This is a genomic window from Pseudoclavibacter sp. JSM 162008 (assembly GCF_041366455.1).
Taxonomy (GTDB): Bacteria; Actinomycetota; Actinomycetes; order Actinomycetales; family Microbacteriaceae; genus Pseudoclavibacter.
Map to the genome: position 1 here is coordinate 221,964 of NZ_JBEWYX010000001.1, position 21,877 is coordinate 243,840.

Annotated in this window: 16 protein-coding genes; 14 read left to right on the forward strand and 2 right to left on the reverse strand. The window is 61.7% G+C overall.

Features of this window, described 5'->3' with window-relative positions; genetic code table 11:
• Positions 1-133 precede the first annotated feature (133 nt).
• The 11 genes from ABVF28_RS01040 (at position 134) to ABVF28_RS01090 (ending at position 14,530) form a co-directional block, all read left to right on the forward strand.
• Complete coding sequence (locus ABVF28_RS01040; protein WP_151422134.1) at positions 134-1,603, forward strand: polysaccharide biosynthesis tyrosine autokinase; 1,470 nt, start codon at positions 134-136, stop codon at positions 1,601-1,603.
• A gap of 100 nt (positions 1,604-1,703) precedes the next feature.
• Positions 1,704-3,005: a UDP-glucose/GDP-mannose dehydrogenase family protein gene (locus tag ABVF28_RS01045; RefSeq protein WP_371029163.1), complete on the forward strand. Its 1,302-nt coding sequence runs from the start codon at positions 1,704-1,706 to the stop codon at positions 3,003-3,005.
• A 99-nt stretch (positions 3,006-3,104) separates the two neighbouring features.
• Positions 3,105-4,235, forward strand: coding sequence for a glycosyltransferase (locus ABVF28_RS01050; RefSeq protein WP_371029164.1), 1,131 nt, complete (start codon positions 3,105-3,107; stop codon positions 4,233-4,235).
• Positions 4,236-5,297, forward strand: coding sequence for a glycosyltransferase (locus ABVF28_RS01055; protein ID WP_371029165.1), 1,062 nt, complete (start codon positions 4,236-4,238; stop codon positions 5,295-5,297).
• A gap of 43 nt (positions 5,298-5,340) precedes the next feature.
• Positions 5,341-6,471 (forward strand): hypothetical protein, encoded by a 1,131-nt coding sequence (locus tag ABVF28_RS01060; RefSeq protein WP_371029166.1) that lies wholly within the window; start codon positions 5,341-5,343, stop codon positions 6,469-6,471.
• Positions 6,468-7,694, forward strand: coding sequence for a polysaccharide pyruvyl transferase family protein (locus ABVF28_RS01065; RefSeq protein ID WP_151422139.1), 1,227 nt, complete (start codon positions 6,468-6,470; stop codon positions 7,692-7,694). Before ABVF28_RS01060 ends, ABVF28_RS01065 begins: the two co-directional genes overlap by 4 nt.
• A complete protein-coding gene (locus tag ABVF28_RS01070; RefSeq protein WP_280115558.1) occupies positions 7,691-9,151 on the forward strand; it encodes a lipopolysaccharide biosynthesis protein in 1,461 nt (486 codons plus the stop codon). Before ABVF28_RS01065 ends, ABVF28_RS01070 begins: the two co-directional genes overlap by 4 nt.
• Positions 9,152-9,156: 5 nt before the next feature.
• Entirely contained in the window at positions 9,157-10,194 is a 1,038-nt protein-coding gene (locus ABVF28_RS01075) for a glycosyltransferase (RefSeq protein WP_371029167.1), read from the forward strand.
• Positions 10,195-10,256: 62 nt separating this feature from the next.
• Positions 10,257-11,561, forward strand: a complete 1,305-nt coding sequence (locus ABVF28_RS01080; protein WP_371029168.1) for an O-antigen ligase family protein — start codon at positions 10,257-10,259, stop codon at positions 11,559-11,561.
• Positions 11,562-11,671: 110 nt separating this feature from the next.
• A complete protein-coding gene (locus ABVF28_RS01085; protein WP_371029241.1) occupies positions 11,672-12,154 on the forward strand; it encodes a YdcF family protein in 483 nt (160 codons plus the stop codon).
• 384 nt (positions 12,155-12,538) lie between these two features.
• Positions 12,539-14,530, forward strand: coding sequence for a hypothetical protein (locus ABVF28_RS01090; RefSeq protein WP_371029169.1), 1,992 nt, complete (start codon positions 12,539-12,541; stop codon positions 14,528-14,530).
• Here ABVF28_RS01090 and ABVF28_RS01095 read toward each other — a convergent pair.
• Positions 14,518-14,874 carry a hypothetical protein gene (locus tag ABVF28_RS01095; RefSeq protein ID WP_371029170.1) on the reverse strand — a complete coding sequence of 119 codons (357 nt, stop codon included), beginning with the start codon at positions 14,872-14,874 and terminating at the stop codon, positions 14,518-14,520. The genes ABVF28_RS01090 and ABVF28_RS01095 overlap by 13 nt on opposite strands.
• A gap of 320 nt (positions 14,875-15,194) precedes the next feature.
• The gene (locus tag ABVF28_RS01100; RefSeq protein ID WP_371029171.1) at positions 15,195-16,154 is read right to left on the reverse strand and encodes an acyltransferase family protein; all 960 of its coding nucleotides are present in this window, start codon (positions 16,152-16,154) and stop codon (positions 15,195-15,197) included.
• Between the two features lie 494 nt (positions 16,155-16,648).
• Between ABVF28_RS01100 and ABVF28_RS01105 the strand changes: the two genes are divergently transcribed.
• The 3 genes from ABVF28_RS01105 to ABVF28_RS01115 all read left to right on the forward strand — a co-directional run bounded on the left by ABVF28_RS01105 (position 16,649) and on the right by ABVF28_RS01115 (position 21,858).
• Positions 16,649-17,566 carry a UTP--glucose-1-phosphate uridylyltransferase gene (locus ABVF28_RS01105; RefSeq protein WP_151422147.1) on the forward strand — a complete coding sequence of 306 codons (918 nt, stop codon included), beginning with the start codon at positions 16,649-16,651 and terminating at the stop codon, positions 17,564-17,566.
• A gap of 345 nt (positions 17,567-17,911) precedes the next feature.
• The gene (locus ABVF28_RS01110) at positions 17,912-19,324 is read left to right on the forward strand and encodes a phosphatase PAP2 family protein (RefSeq protein ID WP_371029172.1); all 1,413 of its coding nucleotides are present in this window, start codon (positions 17,912-17,914) and stop codon (positions 19,322-19,324) included.
• A gap of 269 nt (positions 19,325-19,593) precedes the next feature.
• A complete protein-coding gene (locus tag ABVF28_RS01115) occupies positions 19,594-21,858 on the forward strand; it encodes a hypothetical protein (RefSeq protein ID WP_371029173.1) in 2,265 nt (754 codons plus the stop codon).
• Positions 21,859-21,877 lie beyond the last annotated feature (19 nt).

Consider the following 21,877-nt stretch of genomic DNA (forward strand, 5'->3'; position numbering starts at 1 on the left):
CCAGTAGTATGAGGCCGGGCTTGCCCCAGCTTGCCTGAGATACCCCCTGCGCTCCGAACCGCGAGCCACCCGTTTCGTGCCAGCCGCGAAAGCGGCAGCGGCACGAGCGCGAGAGACACACGGACGGACCTTTATGGAACTGCGCGACTACCTGCGAATCCTGCACAAGAACTGGATTGCCATCCTGATCTGCATCCTTACAGGTGTCGCAGCGGGCGCTGGGGCTTCGATGCTGATGACTCCCAAGTACGAGTCGACGGCTCAGCTCTACGTCTCGGTCCGTTCATCGGACGGGACCGAAGTTCAAGGGCTCAGCCAGGGCACGACCTTCGCTCGCCAGGCGGTGCAGTCGTACACCACTGTCGTCAACAAAGAGATCGTGACGTCCCGAGTCATCACCGAACTCGGGCTCGACCTGACTCCTGCGCAGCTCGCCACCAAGATCACGGCCCAGAACGAGCTGAACACGGTCGTCATCGAGATCTCGGTGGAGGACGAGGACCCACAGATGGCGGCCACTCTGGCCAACTCCGTTGCCTCGAACTTCATTGATGTCATCGTGAACGAGCTGGAGAAGCCGGACGGGGATGCTGCCAGCCTGGTCAAGATCGAGCCTGTTCAGTCCGCAGCTGTCCCATCGTCACCGGTCAGCCCTCGGGTGCCGCTCAACATTGGTGCCGGAGCGCTCGTAGGGCTTGTAATCGGCATTGCGATTGCAGTCGTTCGCCAGCTCGTTGACGGCAAGATCCGAAGCACGCATGACATTGCCCAGATCACGGACCGCCCCGTGATCGGCACCATCGCCTATGACCCGGATGCCGGCAAGCGCCCCCTCATCGTGCATGAAGAGCCGAAGAGCCCCAAGGCCGAGTCGTACCGTGCGCTTCGCACGAACCTGCGCTTCATGGACATCGAAAACACGCGTCACAGCTTCGTCGTCACGAGCTCGCTGCCCTCCGAGGGTAAGAGCACGACGTCGGCGAACATCGCGATCGCGCTCGCCGAGCAGGGCGCCAAGGTCGTGCTCGTGGATGGCGACCTCCGTAAGCCCAAGGTCGCGACGACCATGGGGGTCGACGGCTCGGTCGGTCTGACTGACCTCCTGAGTGGCCGCGCTGAGCCGAAGGACGTCCTGCAGCGTTGGGGCCGCGGGCGCCTCTACGTGCTCCCCGCCGGTCGTATTCCGCCGAACCCGAGTGAGCTCCTCGGCTCGCACACGATGCAGCAGGTCCACGACCAGCTGCTGGCCGAGCACGACTACGTCATCATCGATGCGCCGCCGCTGCTGCTCGTCACCGACGGTGCGGTGCTCAGTGAGCTCGCCCACGGCACGCTCCTCGTCGTTGCCAGCGGTCAGACCCCCCGCTCGGCGCTCGCTGGTGCTGTCGCGCAGCTCGAAGGCATCGGCTCCGAAGTGTCCGGCATTGTTGTGACGAAGGTTCCGACCAAGGGGCCCGACTCCTACGCATATGGCGCATATGGCGCATACGGGGCTTACTACGGAACCGATGAGGCCGGTAACCCGACCACCGAGTACCGCAAGATCGGCACTGGCCAGATGCCCATCGTCACCGCTCGCAAGAGTCGCAACTCCGACTCTTAGACCCAACCCCGGCCTCTCAGCGCTTCGTAGCGTTCGTGACCGGCCATCCCTCCCCCGAGGGCAAGATCCCAGGTTCGCCCCAGACCACGGAGTAGTTCAGATGAAAGTTTCGGTAATCGGCTGCGGATACCTCGGCGCCGTACACGCATCGGCCATGGCAGACCTCGGGCACGAGGTTGTCGGCGTCGATGTCGACCAGCGCAAGATCGACGCGCTGTCTGCTGCGCTACCCCCGTTCTTCGAGCCGGGGCTCCCCGAGATCCTCGCCTCGGCCAGTGAGTCTGGAAAGCTCCGTTTCAGCATTGACATCAGTGCTGTCGCAGACGCCACGGTGCATTTCATCGCTGTCGGCACGCCGCAGACTCAGGGCAGTGCCGCTGCCGATATGACCTACGTCGAAGCGGCCCTTGACGGTCTGCTGCCGCACCTCAAGCCGGGTGACCTCGTGGTCGGCAAGTCGACCGTTCCGGTAGGTACGGCTCAGAAGCTCGCCGATGTGATCGAGGCGAGCGGAACCGGGGCATCCCTGGCCTGGAACCCAGAGTTCCTTCGTGAAGGCTTCGCGGTGCAGGACACGCTCACTCCAGATCGTCTGGTCTACGGCGTCGAAAACGACAGTGCGACGGAGATCCTCGACGAGGTCTACGCTGACGCCCTTTCCAAGGGCACACCCCGCATCGTCACGGACTTCGCAACCGCGGAGCTGGTCAAGGTCGCTGCTAATGCGTTCCTCGCTACGAAGATCAGCTTCATCAACGCTATGGCGGAGATCTCTGAAGTTGTCGGCGCCGACGTCACTCAGCTGGCGGACGCGATCGGCCATGACGTGCGGATCGGCCGAAAGTTCCTTAACGCTGGTATCGGCTTCGGCGGAGGATGCCTGCCGAAGGACATCCGCGCTTTCGCCGCGCGCGCCGAAGAACTCGGCCGTGGCGAGTCGGTAGCTTTCCTGAAGCAGGTCGACGCGATCAACCTGCGCCGTCGTCAGCGCGTCATCGATCTCGCCCTGAACGAGTTCGGTGGCTCGGTGGTCGGTAAGCGCATCGCAGTCCTCGGTCTGACCTTCAAGCCTGCTTCCGACGACGTGCGCGACTCGCCTGCTCTCGACGTGGCAGTGCAGCTCCATGGCCTTGGCGCTGAGGTCGTCGCGACCGATCCTCAGGGGATCGAGAACGCACGACTTCGCCACCCGCAGCTCACCTACGTGGATGCCGCGTCCGAGGCCTTGACGGGCGCCGACCTGGTTCTGCTCGTCACCGAATGGGACGAGTACAAGAACTTGTCGGCTAAGACAACGGGCGAACTTGTGCAGAACCGCACCATCATCGACGGAAGAAATGTTCTGGATGCCGGCATCTGGAGAAGCAATGACTGGAAGTACATCGGTCTCGGTCGTCCCTAAAGGCAGCTGCGCGCCCCACACCTGCAGCGCATTCCTCGCGCAGCGGGAATACAAGTCAGATCCAGCACGAGCCTTCAGAACCGGTGGGATAGCACTGAAATGACCAAGACAGTTGCGGTGATTGGAACTCGGGGATACCCGAGCTACTACGGCGGTTTCGAGACGGCAGTCCGAAAGCTTGCTCCATACCTTGCTGATGAGGGTTGGGACGTCACGGTCTACTCGAGGCAGGCGTCGACCCTCCCAGACGACCCCACGAGAGACCCCCGGATCAATGTCGTGAACACTCGCGGCATCGAATCCAAGTCGCTGAGCACGTTGACCTTCGGGTTCTGGGGCGTTCTCGGCGCTGCGCAAGCGAAGCCAGACGTCGCGCTGATCATGAACGTCGCGAACTGCTTCTGGTTGCCGCTCCTCAAAGCCCGGGGCATACCCACGCTCGTAAACGTGGACGGCATGGAGTGGGAGCGCGAGAAGTGGGGCAGGGTAGCGAAGGCGATCTTTAGGGCCGGTGCTCGCGCGGCGGCGCTCTGGGCCGACGTGCTCGTCTACGACGCTGTCGAGATCGGCAGGCTCTGGAAGCAGATCTTCAAACGCGACGGACTCTTCATCCCCTACGGAGGGGATGAGCGCGAAGAGCTGCCCGTTCCGGAAGGCCTGAACCGGCGCGAATACGCCTTGATGGTGGCACGCTTGGTGCCAGAGAACACGGTCGACGACTTCCTCATTGCCGCAGAACGGCTTGCTGCGGACCACGACGTGGTCCTTGTCGGATCGACCGGGTACGGGGGCGAGTTCGATGAGAGGGCTCGCGAGCTGGACGCGAAACTCGAGCGATTCCACTGGCTCGGCCATGTGAGCGACGACGATCGTCTCCATGCGCTGTGGCAGCATGCCGGCGCCTATTTCCACGGGCACACGGTCGGCGGAACCAACCCAGCGCTTGTTCAGGCCATGGCCTGCGCGGCACCCATCGTTGCCACTGACACCCCTTTCAACAACGAGGTGCTCGCTGGCAGCGGAGAGATCGTGCAGATCTCTGCACAAGACATCGAGCGCAAGATTCGTGAGCTCCTGACCGACCCCGAGAGGCAGGAGCAGCTGAGCGCTGCTGCTCTCGAGCGTTCGCGGGCGTCGTATTCGTGGTCGTACGTCAACTCCCTCTATGAGGGCGCGCTCGAAGATCTTCGGCATGTCCGCAGGAGCCGTAGCGTTGGGAGGAGGATCTAGGTGAAGATCTGCCTTGTTGCCGCCCCTCTGAGTGGGCGTAGCGGCGTCTATCGCAGCACACGCGACCTCGTCTCTGAGGCCCGTTCGCGCGGACTGGAGTGGACCGGACTGATCGGCCTCCGCTCCAGTGCTCCCGACGCCAACGAGCCGACCCCTGAGGGGATCAGGGAGTGGACGTTCGACGCAAGAGGACAGAAGGGCGTCACCGCGCTGCGAGAGTACCTCTCGGCCGCTCCTGAAGTGGTGGAGGCGGATGTCGTCATCACACTCATCCCGCAGTCCGACGTAGCGTTTGCTCGGGCTTCAAGGAGCCCGAATCAAATGTGGGTGTCGTTTGTCAGAGGGGCGCCGTGGCCGGCCCCTGGTGAGCAGGGCCGCCTCAAGACATCGGCACAGAAGCTCGCAGTCACGCGGGCTATGCGACGCGCGGATGACGTGTGGGCGACGACGGAAGTGCTTGCTAACTCGTTCTCGAGTGTGCGCAAGGCGTTCCTGATTCCCGCCGGTGTGCCGCTCAAGATTCCGAAGCGGTTCACCGCCCCGTCTCCTTCCGGTGACATCATCTGGGCCGGCCGGCTCGATACGGACAAAGATCCTCAGCTCTTCCTGGACCTCATGGAGGACTCCGGTCTCCAGGGCAAGATGTTCGGCGCGGGCCCCCATCAGGATCGCGTCTCAAACGCCTTGCCGCCCAACGTCTCGCTGCAGGGATGGGTGCATCCCGACCAGCTCTGGGAGAACGCTGCGGCCTTCCTCGGTACGTCCACGCGCGAAGCCTTCGGTCGGAGCGCCGTTGAAGCCGCTGTCGAGGGCATTCCAGTGGTCCTCCACGAGGAATACGGATGTGCGCCGCTCTTGTACACCGACCCCGAGCTGCGGAAGAAGTTCGTGCTTCGAACAAGAGAACCGGGCGCCTGGCGCGCGGCCATGCTCACTGTCGTGAAGGATCCGCACATGTGGGCTCGGGTGTCCGAACACGTCCGTGAGAACGCGAACAACCTGTCCATCGAGAAGTCGGTCGATTCCGTCCTCGCGCGCGTTGAGTCTCAGCGCAGTCGATGATCTCGACCCGTCCACCACGAGCAACACCTACCTCAGGATCACGATGACAAGACCAGAAACAGCGCTGCTCGCATTTCCGATGCACGGTCAGCACAAGCTCTCGACCGAGGGCTATCGCACCCGTGACGGTCATTTCATCGAATGGTTCGGCAAGAAGCTGGCCTCGCAGGGCGAAGTCGCTGTCTTCTCGCGACCGGAGCCGCTCCCGCTGGAGCTGAAGTACCGGCTGGGAGATCAGACCGTCGCCGAGAACACGCGCTCTTACCGCAGCACGAGTTTCAGGCTTCCGAACATGCAGGATCGACGCAAGTGGTGGGTGGACTCACTCGGGAGCTACCGAAAGCCCGGGGCCGCGGCGGGAACACCCGTCGTCTTCTGGAATCCGTTCGTGACAATCTCGAACATCGCCCCTGAGATCCGGAACCTCGGCGGGCCCGTGGCCTTCGATCTCCTCGACGACTGGACGTACCACTACGCCTTCCAGAGCATCTCGGAGTACGTGAAGAAGGCCTACGCCGCTTCGTTCGAGATCGCGGACATCGTGACGGCGAACTCCGAGGCGACTCTCGAACTCGCTCGTCAATATGGACGTACCGATGCGGTGCTCGTGACGAACGGCTGTGACCCGGAGCGCTTCTCCCACGAGAGCAAGGCAAGCGGTCGACCGAGGGTCGGATATGTCGGAAAGATCGGCAAGCGAGTGGACCTCGAACTGGTGACGTCAACGGCGTTGTCCATGCCGAACGTCGACTTCGTGTTCGCAGGTCCGATCCTGGACGCCGAGTATCGCGAGCCGCTTCGACGCGTGCCCAACATCGAACTCCTCGGCGATGTCCACTACGAGAAGGTCCCCGAGCTGCTCACGAGCTTCGACATCGGCTGGGTGCCTCACCGCGTCGGTGAGGGAGAAGTGGGCGGCGACGTCATCAAGACCTATGAATACCGAGCCGCTGGGCTGAAGGTCCTGACGACTCCCGTTCTGGGCGCGTCCGACCGTGGTCTGACGAGCGTGGAGTCGCTTCCCGCCGCCAACCATGCGGCCTGGCTGAAGCAGGAGTTCGATCGCGCACCGCGCGTGGTTCGCGACCTGACGCCGGTTCCTGTCGAGCACACCTGGGAGCAGAAAGCCGACTTCATCTTGAACGCACTGACTGAAGCGAAGGACCCTCGATGAAGAAGCAGCTGAAGAAACTCCTGAAGCCGGTGGACGGTGTCCTCCGGTCGACAGCGCTCTTCCGATCAGTGGCGACGGCGACGCTCAGCCTTCCGGGTTCCAAGTCGAAACGTCACGGCCATGTGCTTCTCGCCCCGCCAGGTGCCGGCAACATCGGTGATTCAGCGCTGGTGGAGTCCTTCCTGGAATCGGTCGATGAGCGTGTGACCGTTGTCGTTCGCAGCAAGTCCAACTTCACTTTGGACCAGCAGAACGTCCACGTGGTAGAGATGCCTCACCTTTTGTACGGCCGTCTCCCCTGGGCGATCAGAGATCTTGTTCGTCTCTCGAGGCTCCTCGATCGGTCGACATCATTCTCGGTGGTCGGGGCAGACATCATGGACGGGGCCTACAACCCCCGCGCATCCGCGAGGCGTGCCATCTTGAGCAGGCTCGCCCTGCGACGGGATACCTCGTCTCGGGTCCTTGGCTTCAGTTGGAATGCATCTCCGGAAGCTGGTGCCCTCAGGGAGGTGCGCGCCGCCTCTCAGGCGGGTGTCCAGTTGCTCTTAAGGGATCCGGCCTCCGCACGGCGTGCGGTCAAAGACAACCTCAGCAACGTCACTTCGTGCGCCGACATGGTCTTCACCGCGAAAACGGTTGATTCGGATGCGAAGAAGAAGTACCTGGCCCACGTGGGCGATGCACCGTTCGCACTCTTGAACGTCAGCGGACTGCTGCGGCAGTCGCAGGATCTGACTGAGGACTACATCGCGGTCATCGAGCATCTCCGTGTTCTCGGCTACCACGTTGTCCTGCTCCCGCACGTCGTGAAGCCGGGTTCGAGTGATCTCGACGCGGTCGATGCGGTCGCCCAGCGCCTCGTGGACCAGACGAACGTCACGACGATTCGCGAGACGTTGCGGCCAGCAGAGGTCCGTGGTCTCACGAAGAACGCGAAGGTCGTGATCACGGGACGCATGCACCTTGCGGTGATGTCTCTGATGGCGGGCCTCGCACCAGTGACGCTGGCCTCTCAGGGAAAAGTCCAGGGGCTCTTCGAACTTTTCGAACGCGAGTACCTGTGCGTCCAGCCGAAGCCCGGCATGAAGGACGCCATCATCGAGGCGCTCAGCCGCGCGCTGGATGATGGGCCCATCGACCAAGAGCGCTTGGCCAAGGTGACGAACCTCGCCGAGCTCAACTTTGCTGGGCTGCAGTCTGAAGGGTCCTCAACCCCGTGACAGCTGGCACCTCACTCGGGCACTCGGCGGCGCGAGGCGGCGCTATTACCATGCTGGGTCAGCTCGCAAGAGTTCTGATCCAGGTGGCCGGTATCGTCGTGCTAGCCCGCCTGCTCTCACCAGAGGACTACGGTCTCCTAGCGATGGTCGTCGCAATCGTCGGCGTTGGCGAGATCTTCCGCGACTTCGGACTCTCCTCGGCTGCTATCCAGGCTCCGACCATCAGCAAGGGGCAGCGCAGCAATCTCTTCTGGCTCAACTCGGGTATCGGCTTCACGTTGGCCATCCTCACCATCGTTCTCGCGCAGCCGATCGCCCTGCTCTACGGGGAGCCACGACTCGCGGGGATCTGCCTCGTACTCTCGTCGACCTTCCTCCTCAACGGCATCGCGACTCAGCACAAGGCTGACATCACGCGTCAGCTGAAGTTCCGCAAGCTGGCGCTCATCGAAGTGATCGCTCCTGCGATCGGCCTCGCGGTCGGTCTTGTGAGCGCCATCGTTGGCTTCGGCTACTGGTCACTCGTCCTGCAGCAGGTGGCCATCCCGCTCGTCGCAGCGATTCTGTTCTTGCAGGCTGGTCGATGGGTTCCACAGTGGTACGACAAAACCGAGAGCGTTCGGGGCTTCATGAAGTTCGGCGTGAACCTCCTGGGCGCGCAGATGCTGACGTACGCATCACGCAACGCGGACAGCGTCGTCATCGGCATGCGCTTCGGACCCGCTTCACTGGGACTCTATGACCGTGCTTTTCAGATGATCGCCCTGCCGCTGAATCAGTTGAACGCCCCAGCGAGCAAGGTGGCCCTGCCGATCCTGTCCCGTCTGGACGAAGACTCCAACCGCTATGCATCGTTCCTGCTTCGCGGTCAGTCGGTGATGATCAACATGATCACGCCACTCCTAGCGTTCGGTGCCTCGGTGGCTCCCGCGGCGGTGACCATCGTTCTCGGGGCGCAGTGGACCGAATCGGCCGCCCTCTTCCAGCTCCTAGCTCTCGGTGGCATCGCGCAGGCGCTCAGTTACGCGACGTACTGGGTGTTCCTGTCCAAGGGGCTCACCGCGTCCAACCTGCGTCTCACCCTTGTTTCCCGACCGCTGATCGTCCTCGGGATCATCGTCGGTTCAAACTGGGGCGTGCAGGGGGTGGCCACCGCCTACGCGGTCGGGCTGCTGCTCAACTGGCCGCTCGGCCTGTGGTGGATCTCGCGAGTTTCGGACGCGCCCGCCCTCGGCATGTTCTTCAACGGAGTACGCGCGCTAGTCGTCTACGGCATCGCTGCCATCGGCACACATTTCGTGACGACGTCACTGCTGCACTTCAATGAGCTCGGCACCGCAGCCGTCGGTTTGGTGATCTTCCTGGCCATCGCATCGCTGGGTCTGCTCTGGCGCCCGTTCAGGAGAGATATCGCTGGCATTCTCCAGCTGAGAAGTCTGTTGGGTAGGCGGAAATGAGCTTCATGAAGAACTCCAAGCGCCGCGCTGCGGGCGGCGATCGTCGGCTTACAGTGCTGTACTCAGTTCCAGCGCCCTCGAGAGCCTCAAATCCTTACACCACCATGTTGGCGGAAGGCGTCGCGCGGTCGGCCAACGTCGAGTTCTTCTCCTGGAAGACCGCGCTTCTCTCGCGCTATGACGTCCTGCACGTCCACTGGCCGGAGACAATGGTGCGAGGCAAGGGCCGCGTCACCGAACTTCTCCGCAGCCTGGCGGGTGTGCTCCTCCTCCTCCGGCTCTCTGCGAGCAAGATCAAAGTGGTCAGGACCGTCCACAACCTTGATGCGCACGAGGCTGGCAGTCTGCTCGAGAAGTTCTTCGTCCGTCGGCTGGAGACGATGGAGAGCCGACGAATCTATCTCAACGCCTACGATGTGGGCATGGACGCGCACGATGTCGTCATTCCTCACGGGCACTACAGGAGTTGGGAAGGCTACGGACCCTCACTTAGTGCTGCGGAAGTGAGCGCCGGTCGCGCAAACCTGCTCTACTTCGGGGGCATCAGGCCTTACAAGGGCGTAGAGCAGCTCATTGAGGTGTATCGCTCCGACACGGCTCGGGTTCTACCCGAGCTGGTGGTGGCCGGATCATCTCCGGACGAGGCGCTCTCGACGGCGCTCAGGAGACTCGCGCAGGCAGACGGAAGGGTCACGCTCAGGCTCGAGCGCGTCAGCGACTCGGATCTGTCTGAGCTGATACAGCGAGCAGACGCGGTCGTGCTCCCGTACAGGAAGATGTACAACTCCGGAGCTCTACTGCTGGCACTGAGTCTGGGTACACCGGTGATCGTCCCGGACGTACCGGTCAATCGAGCTCTGGTGTCCGAGTTCGGTGAAGAGTGGGTCTGTCTGGTGGATAGCTTCTCGCTCGAGACGCTTTCGAAGGCTGTGGAAGGTTTCCTTGCGAAGCCCCGCCCAACTGGACCCGACATGAGTGGCCGTGAGTGGGCCGACGCCGTCGATGCCCACCTTGGTGTGTACAACGATGCCGTCAGCGCGTAACGTGATGCGACCGATGACAAGGCGTACGCACGAGATGTTCGAGGGCAGGACGGTGGGTTCGCATGATTGAGATCGTTTGGGTCGCTCTGGGCTTGGGATTGCTTGCGCTCATGCTGCCGGCGAAGCCCGTTTTGCGAGCTGTCGCGTCTCTGGCGATCCTGCTGGCTGTCCTCGCAGTGTTCCAGACCACGGGCGGTCGAGGAACGGTCACCGTTTCGGCGAGCTACGTGATTGTGGCCTGCGTAGGGCTCGTCGGTCTAGTGGCCTTCTGGAGGAAGAGCTCTCCATGGCTCTTCGTTCCACTGGCGGCCTACCTCGCTTTCGGTATGGCCTTCATCTGGGACGGCGGGGCCGGACAGTCCGGCGGCACCATGAACATCGTCTACATCATGCTTGCGTGGGCTGCCGGTGCTTTTATGGGGTCATCGTTCCGCGATCGAGCCGAGCTCGACCGGAGCTTCACAGTTCTCCTGGTCTTGATCGTCGTGTTCCAAGTCCTAGTAACCGCCCTCCAAACTCTGGGCGTACCCATTTTCGAGCTCACGGGACGCAGCCTCGACCTCGAAGGTGGTCGCGCCAATGGAACCTTCACGCATCCCTCGACGATCGGGAAAGTCCTCACGCTGGTGATGATGCTTCTGATGCCGATGACAAGGGCCGCTGATGCGACAACCAGGAAGTTGGCGCTGTTTGGTTTGCTGCTCTCGATCGTCCCGATCGCGTTGTCGGCGAGTCGGGCGAACTTCGTCTCTGCCTTGGCCATGATCCTTGTGTGGTCGTTGCTTCAGCCCCGGGACACCAAGTTCTTCAGCCGGAGGTTCCTGCTCCCGGCCCTCGTGGGTGTCGTCTCGCTTTTCTTCGTCGATTCCATCCTTGAACGATTCAACAAGGACCCCGTTGGCGGTGAGCGAGAGCACTTCATGGAGGTCGCGCTTGTTCAGTTTGCTGACACGCCCTGGTTCGGAGTTGGGCCCGCCAACTATGTGCGGGTCGTGGGCATGCGCGACGCCCTGACGGCCGAGGGGTGGCCTGTGCACAATGCGTTCATGCTGCAGATCGTCGAACTCGGCATTATCGGCGCACTGCTCTTCTTCCTACCGCTCCTCTACATGTTCGTGAGATCGGTACTCGCCATGCGCCTCGTCAGTCGCCAGGGTGACTACGCCAGGGCTGTGGTCGCTTACCTTCCAGCCTTCGTTCTCATCTCTTGGACTGGTTGGGGGATGCTCGCGCCGGGTATGGCGGCGTTGTTGTTCTTCTGCCTTGCTTTTTCTATGCAGCAGGTGACGAGTAAGGCGACGCCGGTCGTGTCGGTGTCGGAGGTTGCGCTCGTGCCCGTTCGAGGCCGCAGCTCGCTGAGATCTTGAGCAGTCGTCCGCTCCCGAGCTTGCGAGCGCGAAGTGGAGATCGACCTCGTCGCAGTCCTGGCATCTGCACCTTGGTGGCCACGGCTCTCCTGTGCTTGGTCCTCACTCCGGTGAGGCCAATCTTCGCTCCGACCCCGGGGGAGGCCGGCAGGGCGGACGTCATACTGGTTCTTGGGCCAGCAACGGCGTCCCGTCTAGACCTTGCTAAAGAGATGATTGAGGCCGGGCAGGCGGCGAACTTGGTGGTGTCGACAAACAGCGGGCACGAACGGTTCGGGGCGAGGAACCTTCAGACGTGCCGAGTCGACCAGGGCTACCCGGTCCACTGCGAGCAATCCAACCCTTTCACGACGCAGGCAGAAGTCGGGCTTCTTCAGCGGTTGAGCGACGAGAACGGGTGGGGGAGCGTCATTGTCATCACATCTCGCACGCATGCGACGAGAGCCAGTCTGTACCTGGCTCGTTGCTACAGCGGAGAGTCCGTCGTCGTCTGGCCTGCCGAACGCTTCTCTTTGGCGCACGTTGTCGAGCAGTACACGTATCAGTCAGCCGCTTTCGTCAAAGCGCTGGCTATCACGAACGATTGCGTCTAATCGGCGTAGGACCGCCACGTGCCTCGTGCGCTGTCTCGTAGTGACCGGGAACGCGAACGCGCAAAGTGGAGTCAGTGCAGTCTGCGGAGATGCAGGACAGGTGCAAGAAGACTCTCAGCTCGGCTCTGAGGTCGGCAAGCGGCTCGCCGTGGGGCTTGATGATGTGTTGACTTCCCCACGTCTCCTACCACGTCTCCTGCGTTCGTCGTCAGAGTCGGTGGAAGGGAGTCGTCGATGTTCCGGGGGCATCATGTGGCGAGCAAAATTCTACCAGTGCGTATAAGATCTATCATGTAGTGACATAACATCTAGACTGGGGAGATGTGCTTGAGTATTTCAGCTGCAGGAGTTCCGTGGCCATATCGGCCGGTGGCGCTCTGGGACATGAACGATAGCGCCGCCCCGCTTGTGAACACCTTAGGAACGCACACCTGGTCTGTGCCGCTGGTTGGCGGCAAGTTCGCGAAATCCGACGCGGAGAAGGGACCGTTCGGATCGTCGCTATATTTGGATGGCAAGACAGCGTTCATCCTCGCGGTGCCTCAGTCGGATCCTATTGTCATCACCGATTACAGTGAAGAAATCACGACGATAACCTGGCACAAGTCAGTTTCCAAAGATACAAATGCTACGTGCATTTTTGCGTTGCACTGTGAGTCGACCAGCGTTCCATCGCGAGTTTGGGCACAGTACGTTCGGGAGCGTATGTACGGTGGCATGATGCGATTCTCCGCGAACTTCGGGGCGCAAGATGGCCCAACGCCTGGTTACCCGTACCTTCGAGACTACGCATCGGTGGGCAATCAGCAAGTTGCTCAGGAGTGGCATATGTTCACCCAAGTCATTAAGAACGGTGTCACCACTGCCTACGTCGACGGCTACGCATCGCCGTTCAACGACTACACGGAGCCTGCCCCACGGCCCGGATACTCGCTGCAGCAAGGACCGTATCCTAAGAATCCCTACGACGCCGGAAAACCGATCAACAAATCACAAACGACGAAGGTTTTGTCCATCGGCGCTGCGTCTGGTGTCAATGCTGGGAACTTTGTCGGCCTGAACTACGAAGAGGGCTATCTCGGGGGCGCAGCGATCTTCGACCGAGCCTTTACGCCTGAGGAGGTGATGGCTGTCCGTTTGGCAACGCTCCAGAGGGGTGCTACAAAGGATCCTGTGCTCACGGTGGATTTCGCGATCCAGAATAGTCGCTCGGGCGAATGGCCGGACCCTGGTACTTCTGGGCCAAGGGCACTTCGTGATCGGGGTTACTTCTCGTACGGAGGTGTCACTTGCAAGGATCTTTCACGGCTAACGACCGGTGAAGGCTACTGGCATCACAATCTTGTATCTTTGGACTTCGATTTCCTAACACGGGAAGGTTCTTCCATAGCTCCCGCGATTGCGGGTATCGAAGGAATATCGGGTCTTCCTCTTGCGCGCATGAATCGCGTCACGGGGAAACTTCTCTCGGACACTCCCAGTGCAACTCCTATCCAGATCGCCATGAGAGTCTCCGGTGTTTGGTACGTATCTGTCGAGAAATTCGGTACGTCGAGAAATCATGCCGTGACTGACGTCCCGGACGCGGATTCGTTCGAATATGCAATCATTCCGCAGGCCTCGAGATGGCGTAGGCTTTACGTTCAACCGACTGAGGATAGGGCGAGCACTATCCGCAATGAGTCGACAAACCCTCGCCTCCTTTCGGACTCGAGGGGTTACGGTTCCACCAACGAGGGGCCAGGTTTTACCCTTGGTCGCTATCAAACAGGAGGCCTGGACAATGGGCCGACCCGACGTCTTATTGTTTCCTCGGCACCCGCATCCCGTGGGGGTGGCGCAGAGGTCAGTTCTTTCGAAGGCGTGCAAGCGGGGCAGATGTACAACGCCAGTGCTCACGTGCGTGCGTCGAAAAGTAGACCGCTTGTGGCTCGGCTGGTGTTCTTCTCTGCCACTGGCGCCAGGGTCGCTGCTACGAACCAGGACGCAGTCCAAGTAGTCGCGCGAACGCTGACTCGACTGTCTGTGTGGGCTCCCGCGCCTACCAACGCCGTCAGGGCAAGCCTGCAAGTTGTTGCGCCCGTAAGCGGTTCACCCTGGACTACCGGAGATTGGATCGAAGTCAGCGGCGTTCAGCGCACGAAGGGACAGGCTTTGCTTCCTTACTTCGATGGCGCTTCGCCGGGTGCCAGCTGGGGCGGGCTGCCTAATGCATCCGCGTCTACCAAGCCGGAGTCCTCCGTGGCCGGTAGCCTTGCGATCGGTGGTGTTCTATCGTCGAACATTGCCAACGGATCTGTGCAAGCCCTTGCAGTGTTTTCGCCGGCCAATCAGGGCACTCAGCGAGTTTCGAAACTCCGCTACTACAGCGACTGAAGTTCGGCCAGCAGTGTCGTGTAGCCCGGGACAGACACGAAGACCTTTGGGGGTATTGCCGTATCAACGCCTTCGAAGTTCACCTCAAAATACTGGCCCACGGTGCCACTGTAGTAGTAGATGGCACGGTCATCTTCGACCAGATTATGCTGGCCATCGGGCTCAAACGAGACGAATGACCTCGAAAGTGAAGGTCCGCTTTCGTCCGGTACGCCAACAACCAATTGACCTATGCCAGATTCAGGGTCCCACACGCCAGAAGCCACCTGCAGTGCACCCTGATCGGAGTGCGCGTTGGTTGCGAACATCGAGGAAAATCCGAGAACCGTGAATCCTGTAGCCACCTGCAAGAGCGTGCGTCGGCTAGGGGTAAACCTCGATGAGGGTTCCGCTTGGTTCATTTTTCAGACTTTCCGGTGTGATGAGGCAGTCGTCGATGAATGGGTCGGCGCTGCTAGTAGTGGGATGCGCCCGGCAAAGCTCCTTGGCAGGACGGTGTGATCCAATCGTACCCTCTAGGAGTTGCATCTCTGAAGCCCAAAAAGCTGATGGCTCGCAAGCGCTCGAAGGGCCGAGGGGGTCTGCTGGGTGTCGGTGTGTCCGAGTTTCGGACGACTGATCGTTTGGGAACGTAGTTCCGCTCGAAGCGTCGGGTGTCCCCCAACTACTCCTGCGTTGGAATTCTTTCCCTCTTAGTTGGCCACGCGAAGAGTAGTCCCGTTCGGGGCCATCGAATCGTCAGCAATATGAAGGCGAGTCCGCTGACCAGCCCGATCGCAACAAAAATTGGGTACTGCAAGTATGGGTTAGTGAGGTCTACTCGTGCCATCACGGTGCCTGCTGCACGTATTGCAAAGAGGTGCACGATGTACAGCACTATCGAGTTCCTCCCTAGGAACTCCAGAGCTGAGCGCGTCCGCCCTCTTCGAATTCGAGGAACGAGGTTCATGGCAATGGCGATCATGCCCACCACGCCGAGCGCGTACAGCGGTTCGTAGACAACCTTAAGGCCCTCGACACTCGCGTAAGAGGCCAGTGCTGCGGCCACGACCGCAAGGGTTATAGTTAGGGGCTTATTGACCCAGGCGTTGATGTGCTGACGATGCTGGGAGTAATAGCTACCCAGCATGAAGAATGCGAAGAGGAAGGCCGCCTTTTCGAGACGAAAGGCTTCGGGCAGGAACTGCGAGGCAGCCAGTGCGACAAGCGCGATGGCGATGCTCGGGACTTTTCTCAAAACCCACGCTGCCGTGTAGAAGATGAGCAGGAACCATAGGTACCAAAGGTGCGTCTCCGCTGGGTTGTAGGCAATCCTCAGGATGTAAGAGGCGGCCAGGTCGCCTGCAAGTGCGAGTCCGACCATACTCCATAGGAAGTACGGCCAAGCGATCTTGCGCGCTTTCCCACTGAAGTAAACTGTCGCCCTCTTGTTGAGAGACTTGTAGAGGAGCATCCCGGATAGGAACATGAGCGTCGGCATCCGGTAAGGCTCGACGATTTCATTGAACACTTCGATACCTCGGGGGTAGAAGTCGCCGAAGTAGGCAACTCCCGTCCCGGCGTGAAACAAGACCACTAAGAGCATCGCGATTCCACGCAACGCATCCATCCATGTTTCTCGCACTTATCGCTCCTCGTCTTTACTGATTTTCGAGCCTTGGTGCAGCCTCGACGGATCGAGCGGAACCGACCGTCTTGTGATTCCGGCCCCGGCGGCGGTCCTGTTAGCGTCGCTGGGCAGGACGGATTGAAACGTGTAGGAACTGCAAGCTCTGGAGCGCAGGGGATGCTTCCAGACGTGAGGTTTACCACTCGTCGAATCCGCGAGAGCACCGACAGGCGCCCTGCATTTGCGGCGTGGCATCGCAAGGAGCCGATGGTCTACCGTCCCAGGGTACGTCACGAGCGAGGCGCGCCAGCTTCGCTGGCTGATGCTGGGCCGCCGATTGCTGAACCTGTGTGCCCGCAGGCCGCGAGGCCCGGTGGTGCATGAGGCTAGTCGGAAGCTCAGACAGACCTCCTTGCTCGCGCTTGCCCGCTAAACGTCTGCTCGTACACGAGACGTCACGTGTCGGCCAGCGAAACTTGTTGGTTACCCGGGTCCAATAGTCTTGGCTCATGCGTGCACCAATCACCAAGGCCGTTATCCCCGCAGCCGGCCTCGGCACCCGATTCCTTCCTGCCACCAAGGCCATCCCGAAGGAGATGCTCCCCGTTGTGGATCGCCCAGCCATCCAGTACGTCGTGGAAGAAGCCGTCGAGGCTGGACTGTCTGACGTGCTCATGATCACGGGACGCCACAAGGCCTCACTCGAGAACCACTTCGATCGTGTTGCCGAGCTGGAGACGCTCCTTGCGGCGCGCGGCGAGCACGAGAAGCTGGCCCGCGTCAACGCGGCGACGAACCTCGCCGATGTCCACTACCTCCGCCAGGGCGACCCGCTCGGCCTCGGTCACGCCGTGCTCCGCGCCAAGCAGCACATCGGCCACGAGCCCTTCGCCGTACTGCTCGGTGACGACATTATGTCCTCTGGCGGATCCTTGCTCAAGCGCATGATCGAGGTACACGAGCAGACCGGCGCAAGCGTCGTCGCGCTCCAAGAGATCGAGCTTGACCAGATCTCCGCGTACGGAGTCGCCGCGTACGACACGAGCATTCCGCGGGAACAGGGAGTCGTGGGCCCCGACACGATTCAGCTGACCGGGCTCGTTGAGAAGCCGGCCCGCGAAGACGCGCCATCGAACCTCGCCGTCATCGGTCGTTACCTGTTGCGTCCCGAAGTGTTCGATGTTCTCGAGCGCACAGCTCCCGGCCGTGGCGGGGAGATCCAACTCACCGATGCTCTCGAGGTTCTTGCAGGTGATCCTGAGGCATTCGGCGGAGTCGTGGGCGTTGTCTATGGCGGCCGCCGGTACGACACCGGAAACAAGCTCGAGTACATCAAGGCAACAGTCGAGCTCGCGAGCCAGGACCCGAAGCTGGGGCCAGACCTGGTTCCCTGGCTCAAGAGCTTTGCTGGGCAACTGACTGACTAACACGGGTTACTGACGAGACCGCCCCAACTCCGATAGGAGCTGGGGCGGTCTTGGTCCATCTGGGCAGATGCGGACCGGCCGACTCTAGTCTGTGGCTATCGTCGACAGACCAAGTATGTGGTCGCGGGTAAAGGCCGGCAACTCGATGAAGTGCGATTATTCATCCGCGCCGACGACGTCTCATGACGCCCCCTGGGGGACAAACAAGTTCACTAGCCGTCCACCTAACGGACACTGCCGCGATTCCCCGGATCCCTACGCTCGCGGAGTTCATCCCCCGACCGTTAGGCCGAACCCCGCATGCGCATCACGACGTCTCGACGACGCCTCGCCTCCACTCTCGCTGTGACGACCGGGCTGGGGGTGCTGCTCTCCGGCTTCGGCGCGGGGGCAGCATCCGCCGCCGAGCCGTTCACCGACGACCAGCTCGCCTACGACTACCCGTCGAACGCCGACTACGACTACGTGCCGATCATGGACCAGTTCTCCTGGCTCGTCACCGACCGCGCTGACATCATCGCGCTCAACGACAGCCAGACCGTCGACATCAACAACTCGGCGACCCCCGAGCAGGTAGAGCTCGCGATCGTCGACCAGTACGACGACATGTCCGTCTCCATGGGCGACGGGCTCGGCACGAATCTGGGCGCCATCTACACCGACGCGCGCCTGGCGGGCGAACTCCCGAAGATCGACGCGCTCCTCGCGAAGAGCGGCGGCCTCGTCGGCTACTACTCGTCGTCGAACCCGTCGAAGAACTTCTTCGACTACGACCGCCCCTACATCCGCTTCCCCGAGCTGCTCCAGTACCGCGACAAGGAAGGCGGCGACGCCTGGGGCTCCACGAGCGGCGCCTACCCGAGCGGCCACACCTCGCAGGCCTACTGGCAGGGCACCTCGCTCTCGATGATGCTGCCCGAGCTCGCCCCGCAGATCCTCGCCCGCACCTCCGAGGCCGGCAACAACCGCATCGTCATGGCCGCCCACTACCCGCTGGATGTCATGAGCGGACGCATGATGGGCCAGCACATCGTCGAACGGCGCATGAGCGACCCCGCGTTCCGCGAGCTGTTCGCTGAGGCCGAGACCGAGCTGCGCGGCGTCCTCGAGGCCCGATGCGGTGCGGCGCTCGCCGACTGCATCGCCGCCGACACCCCGTACCTGTCCGACGAGGACGCACTTGCGCTCTACGAGCAGCGCATGTCGTACGAGTTCCCGCAGATCGCCCCCGCCGGCGACGCGGTGACGATCCCCGCGAACGCCGAGTCGCTGCTCATCACGAGCCACCCCGACCTCACGCCCGAGCAACGCCGTCAGGTGCTCGAGCTCACTGCCATCGACTCCGGGTACCCCCTCGATGAGGGCGCCGAGGGCAGCTGGCAGCGACTCAACCTCGCCGCCGCCATGGCAGCTCAGGTCGAGATCAACGCCGACGGGACACTCAGCCTTGTGGATGCGGGCGCCGAGCAGCCGGGGCCCAGCACGCCCGGTACCGCCGAACCGGCCGTGACGCCCGTACCGACCGCGGAGCCCACGCCCACCGCGACGACCGAGCCCACCGGATCCCCGACGTCGACTCCCGTTCCTTCGACGACGGCCCCGGCCACCGGCAGCGACGCAGCAGGCAGTGGATCCGACGCGTTGGTCACTACTGGGTCAGAGGACGCCGTCGCAGGGATTCTCGTAGCTCTTACGATGCTGGTCGTCGGCGCGACGGCACTCCTGATGTGCCAGCGGTCGGCGAAGGCGAAGAACTAGCGGGATCCATCCCACAAGGCCCGCAGCTCGCGCCGCACCTTGGCATCCATCAGATGCCGGGCACGACGGGCTGCGGGCCTCGCGCGTCACCGCGCTGACCGACGGTAGAATATCCCGGTGCCCTCTTCGCCGAGCTGCCACCCCACCTACCTCTGCAGTCGATCTGCACAACACGATGCGGGACCCACGTTTCGCGTAACAAGCATGTGCGAACCTACTCACTCGAGAGTGGTTGATGGTGCACGCGAGGTTTGATGGAGGAGTCTGAAGTGTCTGACTCTGAAAAGGCGGAGCCACGCGGCGGACGCGTCTCGCGGCGCGCGGTTATTTACGGAGCCCTGGGCCTCGGGGGCCTGGCCCTGGCGTCACAATTCGTGCCGGATCTACGTATTCGGTGGCGTGAGCCTCTCGGGCAACTGGCGGCATTCCCCGCTCCGGATCGAGCTTCATTCCTCGACACGGAGCAAGTGCTTGCCCCCTACCTGATGACCGCAGTGCCACTGGCCAACGACATCATCGGTGATCCCCAAGCGGAGTATTACGGCTTCATGGCGGGCGGATGGTGGAGGCCCCCCAACGCGCAGACCGAAACGAACGCTCGGATCATGGAGCACATATCGACGCTCGCATGGTTCGCAGCGAACAAGCGAGACTGGAATCCGCTCTACCGTAGTGAGATTCTCCTGGCACGTATCGAGGCTGCGGTCGCGTACTACACGTCTCTCCAGCTGCAAGACGGTACTTACCCCGAGTACGAGGGAAAGCCCTCCCTGGCTGCCACGACGTTTGGCATAGTCGCCCAGGCCGATGCTTATGAGGCGTTGCAGCAGATCGGGGCCTCACCGGACGCAATGCTCCAACTTCGCAGGAGCATCGAGCGTGCAGTCCGCTGGTTCATGGATGTCCAGGCGAAGCATTGGACGCGGCCCGTTCGCGTGTTCAACCAGGTCGCTGCCGGTCTGATTGGTGCGCAGCGCGCCCTGCAGATCCTGCCTGATCCGCCGGCGGATCAGAACGCTGTATATGAGCGGATCTCCTACCTGTGCGCGCACGGCCAAGCGCCCGCCGGCTTTCTGCACGAGCCCTACGGCGTCGACTTTGGCTACAACTTCACGGTCACGATGCCCGACCTTGCCTGGCTGCACGCTCACACTGGACACCCGGAGATTGTGCCGTTGGTGAGGAGGTACATGGGCTTCATGCCGTTCGCTGTGCTTCCGGAGCCCGGAACCGGCGGGCTCTGGCACGTCCCGGCGTTGCACGCGCGGAATGTGACCACCTCCGTGTCCCGTCCCGCTGGAGACCTCGTAGACAGAGGGGCGCTGGCGAAGGTGTTCCTCGACGACGTGCCGAGTATTGCGCTCTTCCTCCCGACTAGGGAGGACAAGGCTGCTTCTCGCGAAGAGTTTGCCTCCGCGGCGGGACCGGTCAGCGAGCTTGTAAAGCCGCACACATCACCTCGAACGTGGATGTATGGACTGTTGGCGCCCGAAGGGCCCGCTCGGGCTGTGCGTGACGCTCTGGAGAAGCAACTCCCTGTCCTGACGAGCGAGCGTTTTACGAAGCTCGAAAGCGGTTCCCAGAAGGATCAGTATCTTTTCGTTCGCCGACCGAGCTACTACGCAGCGAGCGTCTTTGGCGACTGGATGGAGAACGATAAGTCGACGCGTCAGCTCGGAACCCTGTGGAGCCCGCGTCTCGGCACGATCCTGGTGGGCACCAACGACCCGGACAACCCCGAGGGATGGGAAGCGCTCGGGCCTAACCGCGAATTCACCACCCGACAGTCGAGTTCCACGAGCGAGTTTTTCGACAGTCGGACGTCCGCTGAGGACCGTGTGATCGATGTCGACGAGGTTCGAGGAAAGACTGGACTTTTCGCGCAGCGGACACAGGCAGACACTGGCTTGGCTGACTACGCGACGGGTTGGGGGTACTGGGATCAGGGGCTGCGCTACACGTTTATAACGGAGCGCGCAGGCGAGTGCATCCAGCGGATCCCCGTCCTCATCAAAGAAGGTGACAAGTTGACGTTCTCCGACGGGTCGTCGTTTTCTCACGGCGATGAAAATCAAGAAGTGGAAACTTCTCACATCGTGTTGGAGCGGAAGGGAAAGCGCGTCTTATTCGACCTCGGAGCTAACAAGCTTCGCGCGTTTGTTAAGCCCTCCGGGTATTCAATGTCCGGCGGTGAGATTCATCGCATCGGGGTCATGTTCGAAACTCGTCTGGATGTAAATACGGTGTTCCTCATGGCGGATGGTCCCGAAATTGTGCAGGCCGAAGCGCACCGACACAGCAGCGACGAAGCGTCCGTGCGGATCACCATCTCCTCGTCGAACGCGAGGCCCGTCTCCCTGCTCAGCATCAGCGGTCTTGGAGCGGAGAGTCAAATCGAGGTTGCCGGGACTGGTTTTAGAGTGTTTGAACGAACAATTACCCTCAGTCGGGCTAGTGGCACGGACTCGGTCGTCGTCAGAGCGCACAGCCCCGACGGTTCGATGGCAGGCGAAGCTAAGGCGACAATACGGTGAAGTCAATCCCCTTGATCAA